This window comes from Chitinophaga sp., from assembly GCF_036569185.1.
GTDB lineage: Bacteria > Bacteroidota > Bacteroidia > Chitinophagales > Chitinophagaceae > Chitinophaga.
In genome coordinates this window covers 1-15541 of sequence record NZ_DATCRD010000203.1, presented here as the reverse complement: position 1 = coordinate 15541, position 15541 = coordinate 1, and the positions used below count along the sequence as shown (strand labels likewise).

The 15541-nt window shown below is 45.3% G+C and carries 10 protein-coding genes; 1 reads left to right on the top strand and 9 read right to left on the bottom strand.

Annotated elements, in window-relative coordinates; all coding sequences use genetic code 11:
- From VIM72_RS15475 to VIM72_RS15455, 5 genes are all read right to left on the bottom strand, one after another.
- Positions 1-1155: RagB/SusD family nutrient uptake outer membrane protein (locus VIM72_RS15475; RefSeq protein ID WP_332003731.1), on the bottom strand; the 1155-nt coding region annotated here is incomplete at its 3' end.
- A 35-nt stretch (positions 1156-1190) separates the two neighbouring features.
- Entirely contained in the window at positions 1191-2603 is a 1413-nt protein-coding gene (locus tag VIM72_RS15470) for a BT_3987 domain-containing protein (protein ID WP_332003730.1), read from the bottom strand.
- Positions 2603-6799 carry a SusC/RagA family TonB-linked outer membrane protein gene (locus VIM72_RS15465; RefSeq protein ID WP_332003729.1) on the bottom strand — a complete coding sequence of 1399 codons (4197 nt, stop codon included), beginning with the start codon at positions 6797-6799 and terminating at the stop codon, positions 2603-2605. The genes VIM72_RS15470 and VIM72_RS15465 overlap by 1 nt, the downstream gene beginning before the upstream one ends.
- Before the next feature lie 110 nt (positions 6800-6909).
- A complete protein-coding gene (locus tag VIM72_RS15460; RefSeq protein WP_332003728.1) occupies positions 6910-8136 on the bottom strand; it encodes a FecR domain-containing protein in 1227 nt (408 codons plus the stop codon).
- A gap of 108 nt (positions 8137-8244) precedes the next feature.
- Complete coding sequence (locus VIM72_RS15455; RefSeq protein WP_332003727.1) at positions 8245-8850, bottom strand: RNA polymerase sigma-70 factor; 606 nt, start codon at positions 8848-8850, stop codon at positions 8245-8247.
- A 314-nt stretch (positions 8851-9164) separates the two neighbouring features.
- Between VIM72_RS15455 and VIM72_RS15450 the strand changes: the two genes are divergently transcribed.
- Positions 9165-10220: a hypothetical protein gene (locus tag VIM72_RS15450; RefSeq protein ID WP_332003726.1), complete on the top strand. Its 1056-nt coding sequence runs from the start codon at positions 9165-9167 to the stop codon at positions 10218-10220.
- A gap of 48 nt (positions 10221-10268) precedes the next feature.
- Here the strand turns inward: VIM72_RS15450 and VIM72_RS15445 are convergent, their stop codons facing one another.
- The 4 genes from VIM72_RS15445 to VIM72_RS15430 form a co-directional block, all read right to left on the bottom strand.
- Entirely contained in the window at positions 10269-11774 is a 1506-nt protein-coding gene (locus tag VIM72_RS15445; protein WP_332003725.1) for a S41 family peptidase, read from the bottom strand.
- A gap of 65 nt (positions 11775-11839) precedes the next feature.
- Complete coding sequence (locus VIM72_RS15440) at positions 11840-13159, bottom strand: MutS-related protein (protein WP_332003724.1); 1320 nt, start codon at positions 13157-13159, stop codon at positions 11840-11842.
- Positions 13156-14469 (bottom strand): MutS-related protein, encoded by a 1314-nt coding sequence (locus VIM72_RS15435; RefSeq protein WP_332003723.1) that lies wholly within the window; start codon positions 14467-14469, stop codon positions 13156-13158. Before VIM72_RS15435 ends, VIM72_RS15440 begins: the two co-directional genes overlap by 4 nt.
- Before the next feature lie 22 nt (positions 14470-14491).
- The coding region (locus VIM72_RS15430; RefSeq protein ID WP_332003722.1) for a Gldg family protein at positions 14492-15541 on the bottom strand (1050 nt) is incomplete at its 5' end.

Sequence of the window (15541 nt, the reverse complement as noted above, 5' to 3'; positions counted from 1 at the left end):
CTGCAATACAGCTACCAGCGCGTCCGTACCCGGATCAAGCGGGGTGTAATTGATCAGCCGTTTTTGCCGCAATTGGTTTATCAGGTTCAATGCACCCGCAGCATCATTTCTTCTTGCCAGGCATTCGGCTTTTATCAGCAGTACTTCCGGCACAGTTACACTGTAATTAAATACCTGCCCGTTAAAAGTTGCATTGGGGTTTAAACTGCCGTTACCGGAAAAATTCCCGATAAGCCGGTTATCATTGCTATCCAGTAAATTTTTTAATGAAGCACTGATAAAGAAACCTGTTCTGTATTTAGAATAAAAAGAATAATCAGGGCTTAACCTGCCGAGCAATACCTCCGGATTTTTTGAAAGGTCTGCCAGGCTCGCAGGATGCACATTACCATTGTTATAATCCGAGATCAAATGATTAAGCTGTAATGTGCTATCCGCATACATTTCCGCCTGTACATAATTACCCATATACAAATAAACCCTGGCGAGCAAAGCATATCCCGCTGATTTACCGGGATGCACAATTGTTTGCCCTTTATCAGGCAGATCAGAACTGGCCACTGCTGCTTTCAAATCATTTAAAACCTGGTCATATACCTTTTGCACCGTAGCCCTGGAGGGTAGCTCATTTGCATTGGGCGCCAGTACCAGCGGCACTGCCAGGTCTGTGGTCATTGTCGCCGAACGGTAGTCCGGCCCATAGAGGTTAGCAAGCTGCAGGTAATACCATGCACGATTGATCTGCGCCTGGGCACGTATAATGCTTTTCCTCCGCATTTCCCCATCTGTTCCTTCAATTTTTTCCAATATGATATTCATTTGCAGTATGCGCGTGTAAGCGTTATTGTACATGAGATCAAAGTCACCTGGGTTCCAGATACCTGCAGCCCATAAATAAGCATGAGCATAGTAAGACGATTGGTCTGCTGCAAGCATTGCATCGCTCATCTGCACATCATCTGTCATTATATCGGCAAGGATAAAATTGCACATTGCGTTAGAGTCGTTATTCAACATCTCTTCAAAATCACTGATGGTAGAAGGATTCACCGTATTGGTGCCCGGCCGCACATCCAGAAATTTCCTGCATCCTGTAAGCAGCAGGAAAAGGAGGCTGGTTTTTATTACCTGGTTAAATATGGTATGTAATTTCATATTGTTTCTTTTTCCGCAGATAACATGTAAAGCCATTAAAATGCACCAAATTCAGTAACAGTTACGCCTACCGGTGATGTGCCTTGCACAGCCGTAACCACAAATTTTATATACCGTCCGGATACAGCAGTGTGCAGGTAAATCATCAGGTTCTTTTCCGGCCTTACAGCGCTAGGAATAATTATTGTTTGCCCTGTATCCCAGGTTTGATTATCCATGCTGGTATAAACTTTCGCTTCAGCGGGTTGCCACCTTTCAGCGGCCGGGTCATACCTGAGCATGATCCCTTTCAGCAGATTTACCTGCCCCATATCCACGGTAAATCCCTGTGGAGGCCCCGCCGTCCCTTCAGGCAATGAACTATACCAGTAGGTATTATATCGTCCATCCAGTACATTGTTAACTGTTTGGTCATTATCTGCGGTTACTGCCACTATACGCCAGTTAGTACGTGCATATATGATCTCCGGAACTGTTTCTGCCGCCACATATACCGTTCGGTTTGTACCGGGTACAACTGTCCCTTCATCTTTCAACTGCAGCGGCAGCAGGTAAGCCCCGGCTGCGGGCATGCCCGGAAACAGGATCCTGAAGCTATCGGCTCCTGGTCCGGTATTTCCCGGGAGAATGGTAACGGTGCTTTTTGCTATACTAAAAAATGTAGATGGCCATGCGGTATACGAGGTGTTGTTGGCTGCATTAAAACGCGGAACAAGTGATGGCTGCGGCGCTATGTTTATCAGTAATGGAATAGTTCCGGCGGTGCTCAGGCTGGCGTCAAACCCGGTTGCGTTTTGCAGCAGTGTGCCATCAGATTGTTTTATCAACTGTATATATTGTACACTGTCGCCTTGCCCGGGAATGGATGAAAATACCTTTTTAAACGAAACCCGGAAAAATATGGTTTGCCTCAGCGTATCTTCCGCCGGCAGGCTGCCTGGCAGATTGGTATTAAGCCGTACTGGTATGGTGTACGTAGTAATTAAATCCGTCAGATTCAACCGGGAGGGGTCTACAAGTACCAGTTTTATGGAATCACCGGAACTTAAAGCCCCCGCCGCTATGGTAACGGCAGCCCTGGCGAAACCAAATGCGCCTGCCGGCAGCGGGGGCGACTGGCTGGCAGCCTGGGTAAGCCGGTCGTAAACAGGTATCAGGCTGGTGTCTATCGTAGCAACCAGTTGCACATCTTTATCACTGGCGGCAAAAAGTTTTGCGACAAATGCCATATCAATCCCGGGTAAAATACGGTCGCGCAACACCAGCATGTCGCTCTGCAAAATATTATATCCCTGCACTGTATTAACCGGATCTACATATGCAATAAACCGGTATGGTTCCAGGAAGTTTTTATTTTTTACACAGGAAGAAATTGTCAATCCTGCTGCAACTATCAATATACACCATAACCAGGGAGTTACTGTTCGCATCTCTTTCAATCTTTTCATCAGAAATTCATGTTTACACTAAAGGAATACTGTTTGGATACAGGCAACCCGATCTGTCCTCCGCTGGACACTATTTCAGGGTCCACATGCAGCTTATTACGTTTCCACACCACCAGGTTCTGCGCCTGGATCGATATCATAAGATCTTTCAGGAAGAAACTTTTCAGCAGTGTTTTTGGCGCCTGCCAGCCTATCTGTACTTCCTGCAGGCGTATATTATCTGCCGGCATAATACTGTTGGTGGAATTCTGGATAATGAATGTCCTGGTGCTTGCCGCATTTGTATTGGCCATAGCGGCAATATCGGTATGCAGTTCATCTCCCGCGTTCCTCCAACGGTTGCGGATCAGGCTACTGTTATCGGGTATTCCTGAAGGAGCCGGAAGGTATTGCCTCATTACATATCCCAGCTTGAATGCCAGCGACGCTCTTGCAAAAAAGTTCCCGAAATTCCATTCCTGGATTAATCCACCATTCCAGGGCGCCCTGGTTACGCCACTGTATACCAGAGCCGATGTAAGTGTAGCGCTATCAGGCGTGGCAGTTCTCTGTCCTTTGTCGTCATATATCTGCGGATTGCCTTTATTATCCAGTCCGGCCCAGCGGTAACTCCAAAGGCCTTCGGTGCTGTAACCATTACGATAGGCCACCAGGTAAGCAGGTGATTGAGAAAAATTTACTACAGGCACACTCCGTGCAATATTTTTATTATAGGCGCCATTCAGTGTGATCACATACCTGAACTGCTGTCGCTCCACTGCTTTTATAACCAGGTATAGCTCTATTCCCCTGCTCACAATTTCGCTGTAAGAAACCTGGGCGCTCAATCCTGTAGAAGGATCAGTAGGCACCGGTATATTATTGTTCAGACCACTGATTACCTTATTGTAATAGCGAAGATCAAGCAGGTATTTATCGCTCAGGAAACCTATACTGGTATGCGCCTCCATATTGTTTGTTTCGGGAGGCAGTAACCCGAAACTATTATTGATCGCCATACTATAGGCGCCATCTTCACTGGGCGTATTAGTTTCCATCATCCGGCCCATTGCCTGGTAGGGACTGATTTGCTGTAAGATAAAATCTGCCTTGAGCGTGCTGATCGCATTGGCATGAAAATAAGTTTCCCCGGATATATTGTAACCCGCCTGCATATTCGTTTGTGGATGACCTTCCGGCGAACGGCCATAGTTGCCAATAAAAATCAACAACCCTCTTCTAAAGTTTGCCTTTACATTGGCGCCGAAATAATTATTGGTAATGTTGGCGCTGGCAGACTTTTCATTTCCTTTAATATTGAAAGCAGTATGAACGATGTCCAGTACCAGGCTATTAGCTGCCATTCCTATAGTCAATTTTTCATAAGTATTACGTGCCCGCTGTCCTGTTTGCTGGGCCAGGTTGTAACTCCCTACCCATATTCCATAGTTATTCCATGTAGTTTGCAAGGTGCGCGTCGCACTGATCTCCGTAGGCAGGCTGGGTATTTCCACGCCTGTTAGTCCTGCCGAAACCTGCAGGTCGCTCATCCATTTTGGAATACGGGAAGAAAAATGCCTGTATAGCCGCCAGATTACCTCTCCATTATAGTTGGCAAGAATACTGTAAGGCGGATTGTATCCATAACTGGGATTGAATACCGCATTATAATTACCTTTCAGGATATATGTATCATTGAAACTGTATTTAAGTCTTCCATTCCAGCCGACCTGGCGCTGAGTCATCATATTCTCCTGGCTGGGCGTGAGTAGCATATAGGGAAAATTGGAAGTAGCCACCGGAAAAAGTACATTAGGATCGTTGTCGCCATACACTCCGTACACTCCACGTAACTGGAGGTAATTGCCAACACTGGCCAACGGATCAAAGGGTAACAGCACCGGTTGCCCCTTACCGGTTTGCGGATTATAACCATACATGCTGGAATAAGCGGGTATTTTACTTGTGGTAGATGCGCCGCTTCCCCCCAATGATAAATTGAGGTCGTGCCTACCTGTTTTTTTGCTATAGAGCAGGCCGGAACGCACATTCCAGTTCCTTTCTCTGGAATACGAGTTACTGAAGATCCCTCCTTTAGGTACATAAAAGTTAAGCCCTGTCAGTACCCGGTCCGGGTCGCCCGCACCAGTATTAAAAATGGGGGTCGCATATTCGTCCACCAACTGTCGTGCCTGGCTGCTGTTTGCATCCTTGTAATCTTCTGTATTACTATTGGAAAGAATATACTGGAAAGAACCGGACCACTTCAAACCCGGGAATAGCTCCCAGTCTACATTTAACTGGGATTCAGCATCAAACGACTTCCGGATATTGCTATTCAGCCGGGCATCCTGCAAAAGATTCACCCCATAATCGTTATAGCCGGCATCTACCAGCACAGTATTAGCTTCGGGGTTAAATTTTGAATAATCATACACATATCCTCCGGCTGAGTTAAGCAAAAGCTGGTAAGGTTGTAAAGCGCCAGGATCCAGGCTTGTGCCCTGCCTGGCCCGGCTGCTGTTTATTTTGATATTCCAGGTGGCATTGAGCCTACTGTTAAACAGCAGGAAATTGTTAAACATATTTAACCCAATAGTGCGGTTATAATTATTAAGCGCATTCGTACGGTTGGAGTTATAAATACCGGCTGCGTTAAAACGCCAGGCCATATTTCCACCAGACACTGTAATCATCTGGTTCTGGTTAACAATATCCTGTTGCAGTAAGCTTAGCTGTTGTTCATTAGATAGCCTTCCCAATGAATCCCATTGTGCATTAAAACTACCGGCTGAAATTGTACCCGAGTTCAGCTTGTACAATAACAGTTCCGCGGGGGATTGATTGAACATAAATCTTCCCGAAGGATCGGCGCCGGTGGAAATAAATCCCGAATCGGAGGCATCCTTTAAATAGTCCAATATATCAGCTGCAGTAGCCAGCCGTTGCCTGTTGTGATTAAACCGGGGACTGGGAGCGTAGTAAAAGTTTGTATTATAGCCCCACCGCAGTTTGCCTGCTTCTCCACGTTTACTGGTAATCAATATTACCCCGCCTGCAGCTTTTGGTCCCCATTTAGTCAACGTTTCAGGATCTTTGATCACCTTTACCGATTCTACGTTCGTCATAGGATAATCTGCCGGGAAGCCATCCTGTGGAAAACCATCTATTACTATCAACATACCGGAAGTATTGCCGGCAAAACCACTAACGCCCCTTAACTGTGGTATCAGGCCATTACTGTTAACAGATGTGGTATAATTGAGTTTAATGCCCTGTGCAGCGATGCTGTTCAAATATGCTTCAAAACTGGTATTGGGGGGCAAACTACCATCGTTAAGATCTGCGTTATATTTCCTCCGTAACTCGGCCAATGATGAAACCTGCTTCCCATACAAGGTGCCGCCATTGCCCCAGTCTACCGACGACAACGTAGTTTGTGTTTGACTGGAATTCTGCAGTGTGAGCCCTGGTATGGTTCCCTGCAATACCTGTCCCAGGTTCAGATGACTACGGAACTTCATATCTATTGTATCCGTCCAGGGTATTCTTTTATGGGAGAAGTCCTGGTTGCTGATCTCCACTGTATTGAGGTCCAGGGCTTCTTCTTTCATTGTGATGATCATTTTCTGGTTACCGGTATATTTTACTTCCGTTTTTCCGAAACCAATAATTGTAAACTGCAGTTTATCTCCCTTTTTTCCTTCTATCCCGAAACTCCCGTCCGCTCCGCTCACGGTTACTATTTTTTGTGACCCTTTGTACGAAATATTTGTAACGCTCACTCCAATTAATGGTATACCCGCTGTATTGTTTACACTCCCATATATCAGCGAATCTTCTGTAACAAGCAGTATTTCTTTCGGAACATCAGCAGCTTTTTTCTCCGCCAATGGGTAAATAGTAATGATCCTGTTTTCAATATTGTAAGTAAACGGCCTACCTTCCAGGCATATATCCATTACCTGCGATAGCGGCACATCTTTCACGTCTATAGATATCTTCCCCAGTTTTTGTATCCATTCGTTCCTGTAAATAAAACTGTACCCTGTTTGTTTCCTTATCTCTTTGAACACTATTTCCAGGGGAACATTGCTCCTGCTGATCGTTACATGCTGGGCAGCGCTTTTACTGCCGGCTGCCAATAATGCGATGATGAATAAAATGGTTATCCGTAATGCCGGAAAACAGACGTTACAATAAGCCTTTGGTTGCATAACTCTACATGGTGTTAAACCGGTGGACGGAGCTGTTGTATCTGCATACTTCTCCCATGCAAAAAACTACGAGTGCTTTTCGCTTTTTCAGACCGGTATATTTTGGTTGTTTATTTCAGCACAGTGATCTTACCCATTTGTGCCGGATCTGTACTTGTTTCTACTTTAAAGCGCATACCGCTGTATTCAAGACTCTTTAATATAAAAGCCAGGTTGGTATTCCTATCAATAATACCGGAGAATTGCCCTTCCGGTTTTCTACCCTCATAAATTATTTGCATATTGTACCATCTGCCTATCTGCCGCATTACTGTTTCTATATCCAGGTTATTGAAATTGAACAGTCCTTCCTTCCAGGCGATGATCTCATCTACATCTACATTATTTACTGCGATGCTGCTACCACCCTGCTGTACGGAACCCTGCATACCCGGCCGGAGTATTTTATTATTACTTCCTGCATGCAACCGGATACTGCCTTCCACCAGCGTTGTTTTTACAACAGGTTCATCGCCGTAGGCATTTATGTTGAAAGCAGTTCCTATATCTTCAATTATAATGTTACCGGTTTTAACCCTGAAAGGTTTAGTGGCGTTATGCGCCACTTCAAAATATACTTCTCCGTTAATTTCCACTTCCCTGATTTTGCTTTTAAATGTGACAGGATAACGGATAGAGGATCCTGCATTCAGCCACACTTTAGACCCATCCGGCAATACTAATTTATATTGTCTCGCTGCAGGGGTGGTTAATATATTAAAATCTGATTCCCCTGCGCTCTTATGGTTGGAGCTATATGTCAACTGTCCATGCTGGTTAGTTATCTGCACATTTCCCTGTTGTACAATCTGCTGGTTGCCGGCGCTATCCAACACCACATGGCTGCCATCGGCCAGGGTAAGCACAGCGCCGGTTTTACCAGGTAATGCATCTTTTATAATGGTGGCATGTGCAATTTGCTGTTTTTGTTTTCCTTTCCCGGATTGCCAGAAATAAGCAGCGGTAATTGTTATCAGTGCTACAACAGCGGCGGCTATCCAGCGCCAACGGGGAGCCATACGACGTACCTGCGTTGTTTCTTCTTCCGTATTGATGCCTCCGTTCCTGATTACGGTAATCAGTCGTTCATACATTCTTTTGCTGGCAGCTGTAGGTAATGCCGGAGGGTTCAGGAATTTTTCCGGGACAACTTCACTACGGTCCCTATCCAGTAATTCTCCTGCCAGCGCGGGATGTTGAAGGATATAATCCAGCAATTCCTGCACCTCCTCCCTGCTCAGCTCATCGCGGAGATAACGTTGTAAAAGTTGTTCTATTTGTCCTGAATCAGATTGCATAACATCCCTTTCTTGTGTTCATACGGATATAAAGCATCACCTTTCCGGCGCTTTCACATTCATAAGACTGAAAAAGGGTTACATAGGGGGGGTGAGAAAGAAAAAAAATCAGAGAATTTTTCCGAGAATGATCATTACAAATGCCAGTTCTCCCTTTTTTAACAGGTAATTACGGAGAAAATGGAGGGCTTCTCCCATGTGTTCTTTTACGGTATTGCGCGTTATACCAAGTTCTGCTGCCGCCTCCTCGTAGCTTTTACCCTGTTCCCGGCAAAGCAAAAAAACCCTCCGGCGCTGCGGCGAAAGCGCAGAGATAGCTTCCTGGTAAATACGCTCGTAATAAACAACGCGGTGCTCTTTAAGCTGCTGGTCCTTTTCCTGCAGCTGCGGTTCCAGCCATTGCAACACTTCCTGGCGGAGTTTTTCGTCTTTTGCAATATGCTGCAAAGCATCAATGGCTTTATTATGGCACATCCTGTATATATAACCGGAAAAAGAAGCGGTAATGGTGAGCTGTTCCCGTATTTCCCAGATCTTCATGAATACTTCATGTACCAGGTCCTCCGCTATTTGTGGAGCTTTAACATAATCAAGTATATAAAAATAGATAGCCCGGTGATATTGATCATATAATTCCGTAAATGCAGATTCATCACCCTGTTTCAGCCGATCAACCAGCCCGGGATCATTTTTGTATATTGCTGAGCTACCCATCAAAGTGTATTACTGTGTATAAAGATATTATAAACAGATCATAGGTGTTAGTAACAAAGAGAGATAAAAGTTATCATGACAATCGTCTGCTTCCTAAAGTTAATAAAAAGTTCTATTCTTCATAGTTTCCGGTAAAAAAGGTATCGGGGAAGATTATTTTTGAGCCGGGATATATAAAATCAGGTTACATGATCAGTGGGCTCCACGTCTCACTATTATACCATTTATATTTTACGTTATCAATTTTCCATACAGATACCTGTTGCCGGAAAAGCTGTTTGTGCATTACCTTTGCGACGGTACAAACAAAAAATATGAGTCAATTTTTACATATAAATCTGCCATTAAAGAACAAACTGACATTTACTGCGAACCCTGTAAACGTAGTGCCATTACCGGATGGAGAGATCCTGATGAACTTTGCAAGTCAGCCGCTGATTACAAAGCTCAATGCCAATCTTGAAATTGTTTGGGAGAAAATTATCCAGGGCCGGAATACGAACTATGTAAGCAGCAGGCTATCGGCCTCCACCGATGGCCGCCTCATTGCCATTGCAGGCATAACAGACGTTCGCATTCTCGACGCGGAAGGCGCCAAAGTATTACATACCGTGGAACATGGCTCCTGGGGCTGGTTCCTGGGCGCCGCCTGTTATTTCTCCCGGGATAATAAAACGATCTGGTACGTACTGCCTGGTGATGAAAATAAACCAGACGAGTTGCAGGTAATGGATGCAGCTACTTTTAAAGTGCTGGCTTCTCACCCACTGCTGGAAAGCCAGCAATACACCTATGCCTTTCATGCTACGCCAGATGGTACGATCCTGCTGGAAGCGGCTGCCGGCCAGGAGAAATCCATCCTGATGCAGTTACAGCTAAACAATGGCGTCATCTCCCGGACTACACTTCCCGGGTGCGGGGATATGATCATGGGCAACTTTGCGCCGTCCGGGAAAGAGTTTATTATGGCTCCTCACGACGACGAACCGTTAGCCGTCTATTCCTATCCTGAAATTGTGAGAATAGCAGAACAGGACCAGGAGGCCATTTTCGATGGCAGTAAAGATTTCCCTGCCGCGGAACCGGATAATATTAACTACAGTGTATTCTTTGTAGATGAAAATAACATCCTGGTAGTTTCCCAGTTTGGAAGACTGTTATTGCTTGACAGGAAGAATTTACGTTGCAGGGCAGAGGTAATGCCGGAAGGCATTGAATTTACGGCATATAACCTGGATGGAAATCCTACTACCAACCCGGATTACATCTTTGATTACAGCAGTAATATTATCAATGTAATGATTGTGCATGATAAGCTGTTGCTAACCACCGGTGAGGGTGAGCTGCGCAGTTATGACCTGCCTGTATGATAGAATCCTTCCGGGCAGGTTCAATATCCTGCCCGGAAATTTTGCTATCTATAACGTGGTTTTAGCGCCTGGCTCCGCCAATTTTCCCCGGATCATATCCAATGTATATTGAATCTCCGGATCTTTGCCGGCATGTATATATTGCTGAAATGCGTCAAAGGTCAGTTCTTTGTCGGGCACACAGCCTCTTCCGTTATCCTGCTTAGCCTTCATAAAGTACACTTCGCTCATCGGAACGGTTAACCTGCTCTTTGTTTTAGGCAGCATATAGGTATTGAACCATGCGGCTGTAGTAGATGCTTCACCGCTACCGGTTTCGGCGCCTATCAGCACGCCACGTTTGTTATTCTTCACCAGTGCAGCAAAGTAGGTGGCCGCGCTTACCGTGCCGCCGCTGATCAATACATATACATTGCCCTTAAAATTATTCTTATCGGGCGGGTAGTTGGAAATGGAACCCTCTGTCAACCTTGCATTGCCATAGTAAAACCCTGACGCGCTATCGTAATCGAACCGTTGTTTCAGGAAGTCACCGGTCTGCTTTACTTCCGTTTCTTCCATTTTAGCGCCATAACCATTCAACAGGTGCTGGGGATCATGCATCTCTATGTTCTTTGTGCGGTAATTAAACACATTATCGAATGGGTGTAACGCCACAAAGGAATACAGCAGGGCAGACATATTCGGGTTGCCTCCGCCGTTGGACCGGATATCTATAATAACATTGCTGATATTTCGCTTCTTTACTTCCGCAAAAAAATCGCTCAGCTCTTTATACATAGCATTCTCCTGTAGCATAAATGTAAGCACGGTCAGAATAGCGGTAGATTCTTTATCCAGGTATTCCTTCGTTACATAAGCCCGTTTCAGAAAAGTATTAAAGGGCAGCTCTCCCAGGCTCCGGTTATGGTAACCGGTTTTTGCATCTACTGCCTGCAACTGCACAGTAGCTGGATTTTTAGCGCCGTACGCTTTGTATACCACTTCATAGCTGGTGGCCTCGGGGAATATGAGACTGATGAACAGACCAAGATTTGTGCCGGTGCGATCGGCGCCTGTTCTGATAAAGCCATCGCTGTAAGTGGCGTAGCCGATTTCGCTGAGCAGTTTTGCTGCAGGCATTTTATTAATACTCAGTATCTCTGCACCAAAGGGAATCGTTTCGCCTTTGGCATTAACAATGATCCTGTCTTTAAAAGTGGTAATGGCCAACGGGAAGTGATTAATGCCATAAAACACATCTATCACACGCTCCTCATCATAATCCAGTTTCAGATGCACATCATTGAATAACTGTACCGGGGAATAACGTAAAGCGCTTAACAACGATGGATCTTTATCCAACCGGTTCATCAGGGAATCCATTTTGCGGTTAAACGTAACCGTGTCAGTAAATTTATACGGATTCGGATGCTGTTGCTTCAAGAGTGTAACGGCGTACTTGAAATCATCTTTCAAATCCTGCCTGGTAAACCCGGTAAAAGGTTGTACCTGGGCCATAGCAGCGGTGGAGAGTAGGGACATAACTATCCCTGATGCAAATATTTGCTTCATGCAATTAGAGATTTTAAAGAATAATGATCAGTCCGGCATATAGCCGTAACAGCACAGGTGAATGTTTACATTTTATTGATAAGCGCAATGATCCCTTCATTTTCGATGATCATCATCCCCTGCCGGTCTCCCGTAATGCCTTCCTGTAAAGTGTAGGTGTACCGGGGCACATTTCCTTCCAATACCGTAGGCATAAAGCGGAACTGCACGTTGGGCAGGTCTTTCAGCGATTCCCCTACTTCAATGATATGGGTGGATACGATAAACAGGCAATTGTTGTATTCTGAGAACCCTTTCGTAACTGCCAGGGTACCATCAAAGGCATCTTTCACATTGGTACCTTTAAACAATTCATCGAACATGAGCAGCAGGTGCTCGCCGGTAGCCGCTGCCAGCGCAGCATCTTTTACCCTTACTACTTCCGCATAGAAATGGCTGTATCCCATGGCTATATTGTCGGCTACGTTGATGCTGGAAAAGATGCCTTCCCGCACGGAAAACACCATTTCGGAAGCAGCTACCGGGAACCCGATATGCGCCATGTACATACCGATACCTATAGATTTCATCCAGGTAGATTTCCCTGCCATGTTGGCCCCCGTGAGGAACATAACATTACTGCCCTCCTCCATATGTATATCATTGCCCACTGCTTTTGAAATACAGGGATGCCTGAGATTCCGCGCGTGGAATACATTTTCGTCTTTTTCCACCGCCGTGGCATAACAAAAATACCGCTCCCGCGATACATTACTCACAGCGATGTATACATCTGTTTCTGCAATGAACCGCAACACCTCTTTCATGCCTTCACTGTGCCTGTTGCGTAACAGGAAATCATATTCGGATACCGTTTGGGTTGACATTGGCTTATAAATATCGCTGTCCAGGATCCTCCGGATATCTTTTTGATGCATGATGGCCAGCAAGGCTTCCACACGGTCCTGCAAAGGACTGTTCTCCAGCTTCAGCAACTCCAGCAGCCCAAAACATTTCTTCAGGGTTACGATCGTTGCCTGCAGCTGCAACAGCGTATTTTTGAAACGGCCGTCTTTCGTGAGGCCCGCCAGCAACTTTTGCAGATGCAGATCCACCGTTACTGCCCATTGCGATTTTCCGGCAACAGTGTCAATATATTCCCGCATCAGCGAAACCTGGTCTGTGTCAAAAGGAAATGCAATATTTTTCTCTTCAAAGAACTCAAAAATGGCAACCCGGCGGTTAATAGCGGCAGCATCATTCAACGGATGGGAAAACATCTCATCCATCAGTTTCTCCCCGATCCGCGTTCTCACTTTATTGAATAAAAAATATACGGATCCCTGCCGGAATTTTCCCATGAGGTTCAGTTCCCCTACTGATTGGCGATCTATTTTAAAACTCATAATTGCTTATTTAACCTTTTTCCACCTTTGTTTCCCTGCTTTAGAATATCGAGTATACCTTCGTTGTTGATAATGATCATACCATGCTTATCGTCGGTAACGCCTTCCTGCAGGGTATATGTGTATTCAGGCATTGCACCTCTCATCACAGTGGGAAGAAAATAAAACGCGGCGCTTTCCTTTTTCCTCAACTCGTCTGCCGCCTCGATAATATGGGAGGAGATAATAAACTTACTGTCCTTCCGGTTGGTAAACGCGTTACAAACTGCCACGGTTCCTTCCAGTGCATCCTTCACATTGGTGCCCCGGAATAATTCATCAAACAATACGAACAGTGATTTTCCTTCACTGAGCTCCTGTCCTATTTTCTTCACCCGCAACACTTCTGCGTAGAAATGACTGGCCCCGATGCCCAGGTTATCAGGCAGGTTGATCGTTGTATATACACCGTCCATCACTGAAAACTCCATGGAGGCCGCAGCTACCGGGAAACCCATATGCGCAATGTAAACAGCGGTACTGAAGGAACGCAGGAAGGTGGACTTACCTGCCATATTGGCCCCCGTAAGGAAAACCAGGTTACAGGAAGGCGTCATATGCAAATTGTTGGTAACCGCGTTTTTTAAAAGCGGATGATATACACCATCCACTTTTAAAATACCGGTCCCTTTCGGGTGCACCACAGGAAATACCATGTTATGTTTAATGGTCACCTGCGCTACCGACACATACACATCGATATGATAAATAAAATGCAGTAGTTGCAGCACTTTCTGTTTCTCCTTATTACGGATCAACACATCAAAAGCCGTAACAGCGGCAAATGAGATCCTGGCATTCGGTTTTTCATTAAACACGGGAATAAAAGCCGGATCATTCAACACCGCTACAGCCGCCAGCCGTTCTTCCTCCAACTCTTTCACTTTTGCCATTTCCACGGACTCCAGGTACTGCCTGAGCGTATGGAAAAGATCTATTACAGCAATAATCCCATTCTGTACTTCCTTTTCGCTGAGCGCCACTTTTGCCCCGCCATCGGGATTATCAACAAATGAGATGTATTTTTCCGCCTGGTCCAGCATAGCGCCATCGAAAGGAAAGGTGGCTTTCATTTTCACAAAAGCAGCAATGGTATTGATCCGTTTGATGATGGCTTCCCTGTTGTTCAGTGGTTTCCTGAACATGGCTTCCATAATGGTTTGCCCGCCACGGGTAAACGAATGATTATAAATATCGTAAATACCGGGTGTGTCTGCCTTCGAAAACAAGCGCAGATCATCCATCGTCTGCATATCTGTCTGCAAATACATAATTATACTTTTTATAAAACAATTATTTGCGTTTCCTTCGTATCAGTATCACAATACCTGCCACCAGGATTAGCGCGGGTATAATATATTGAAGCACCATCTTCAATGTTTGGGCAGGGGCCTTTCTGATCGTGAGCCATATATCCGTAGGCACCCTGAAATTGTGATAAACCGGGAATTTGTTATCTACCGTATAACTATAAAACGCATTGCCATAGTCCTTCCCGTTACCTCTGATCGTCGACATCATGTCTGCATCGCTGGATACAATGATCTTCTGCAATTTACTGCCCATCTTCCGGGTAAGCTGCAGACCCACCGCATATGGCGCTTCCTTCCTGTAATCCCCTTCCGCGGCATTGAAAACGGGCGCTGCGGAGTCCACTACCAACACGCCTCTTTCCACCCAGGTTTTTTCATTGTTCTGTAAAGTAGTGATCTGCTCTACCTTAAATCCTGTGGTATCAGAATAACTTAATACACTGGCGCCGGCGATACTGGTGTAGCAGGCATTGAGGATACCATTCCTGAGATAGAAAAAGGGTTCTTCATCAGCCATATCCGTCCCCTTCTTTGAAATTAACCCGGCAAACTTATGCGGCAAATCCTGTGGGTTCACCTGAACAATGGTGCCTTCATCTGCATTTACCCCGATATGATTAAGAATGGGATTCATTATAAACTGTTTGCCCGGTTCGGAATAGAACATAGCGTTTCCTCCCCTGTCGATATACTGTTTAACGCTGTCAATAATAGCCTTATCCAATATCGTTTTCGGATCGGAGATCACCAGCACATCCCCGGGTTTAAACGCGCCGGAGCTAATGAACGGAATGGTATCGAAATTCAATCCCATATTGATCAGCGCTGCCCTGGATGATTTATTCACGGCATGGTTGCCATACTCCCGTTCACCTATCTTAAGGGGCGAGCGCTCATAATGCCCTGTAAGAAATTTAAATGTTGGCGTTGTATCATTCACTAAACGCAAAAGGCTACCGGAAACATGCTTTTCATCCGGGAAAACAATAGGATCCTGGTAGGTTCTCAGGAACGTTTTTTTCCCTTTATA

Excerpts from the sequence above, each read along its gene's own strand:
- VIM72_RS15460 (WP_332003728.1), bottom strand. The coding sequence starts at position 8,136 with ATGCAATCTGATTCAGGACAAATAGAACAACTTTTACAACGTTATCTC.
- VIM72_RS15440 (WP_332003724.1), bottom strand. The coding sequence starts at position 13,159 with ATGAGTTTTAAAATAGATCGCCAATCAGTAGGGGAACTGAACCTCATG.
- VIM72_RS15435 (WP_332003723.1), bottom strand. The coding sequence starts at position 14,469 with ATGTATTTGCAGACAGATATGCAGACGATGGATGATCTGCGCTTGTTT.
- VIM72_RS15465 (WP_332003729.1), bottom strand. The coding sequence starts at position 6,799 with ATGCAACCAAAGGCTTATTGTAACGTCTGTTTTCCGGCATTACGGATA.
- VIM72_RS15455 (WP_332003727.1), bottom strand. The coding sequence starts at position 8,850 with ATGGGTAGCTCAGCAATATACAAAAATGATCCCGGGCTGGTTGATCGG.
- VIM72_RS15450 (WP_332003726.1), top strand. The coding sequence starts at position 9,165 with ATGAGTCAATTTTTACATATAAATCTGCCATTAAAGAACAAACTGACA.
- VIM72_RS15445 (WP_332003725.1), bottom strand. The coding sequence starts at position 11,774 with ATGAAGCAAATATTTGCATCAGGGATAGTTATGTCCCTACTCTCCACC.
- VIM72_RS15470 (WP_332003730.1), bottom strand. The coding sequence starts at position 2,603 with ATGAAAAGATTGAAAGAGATGCGAACAGTAACTCCCTGGTTATGGTGT.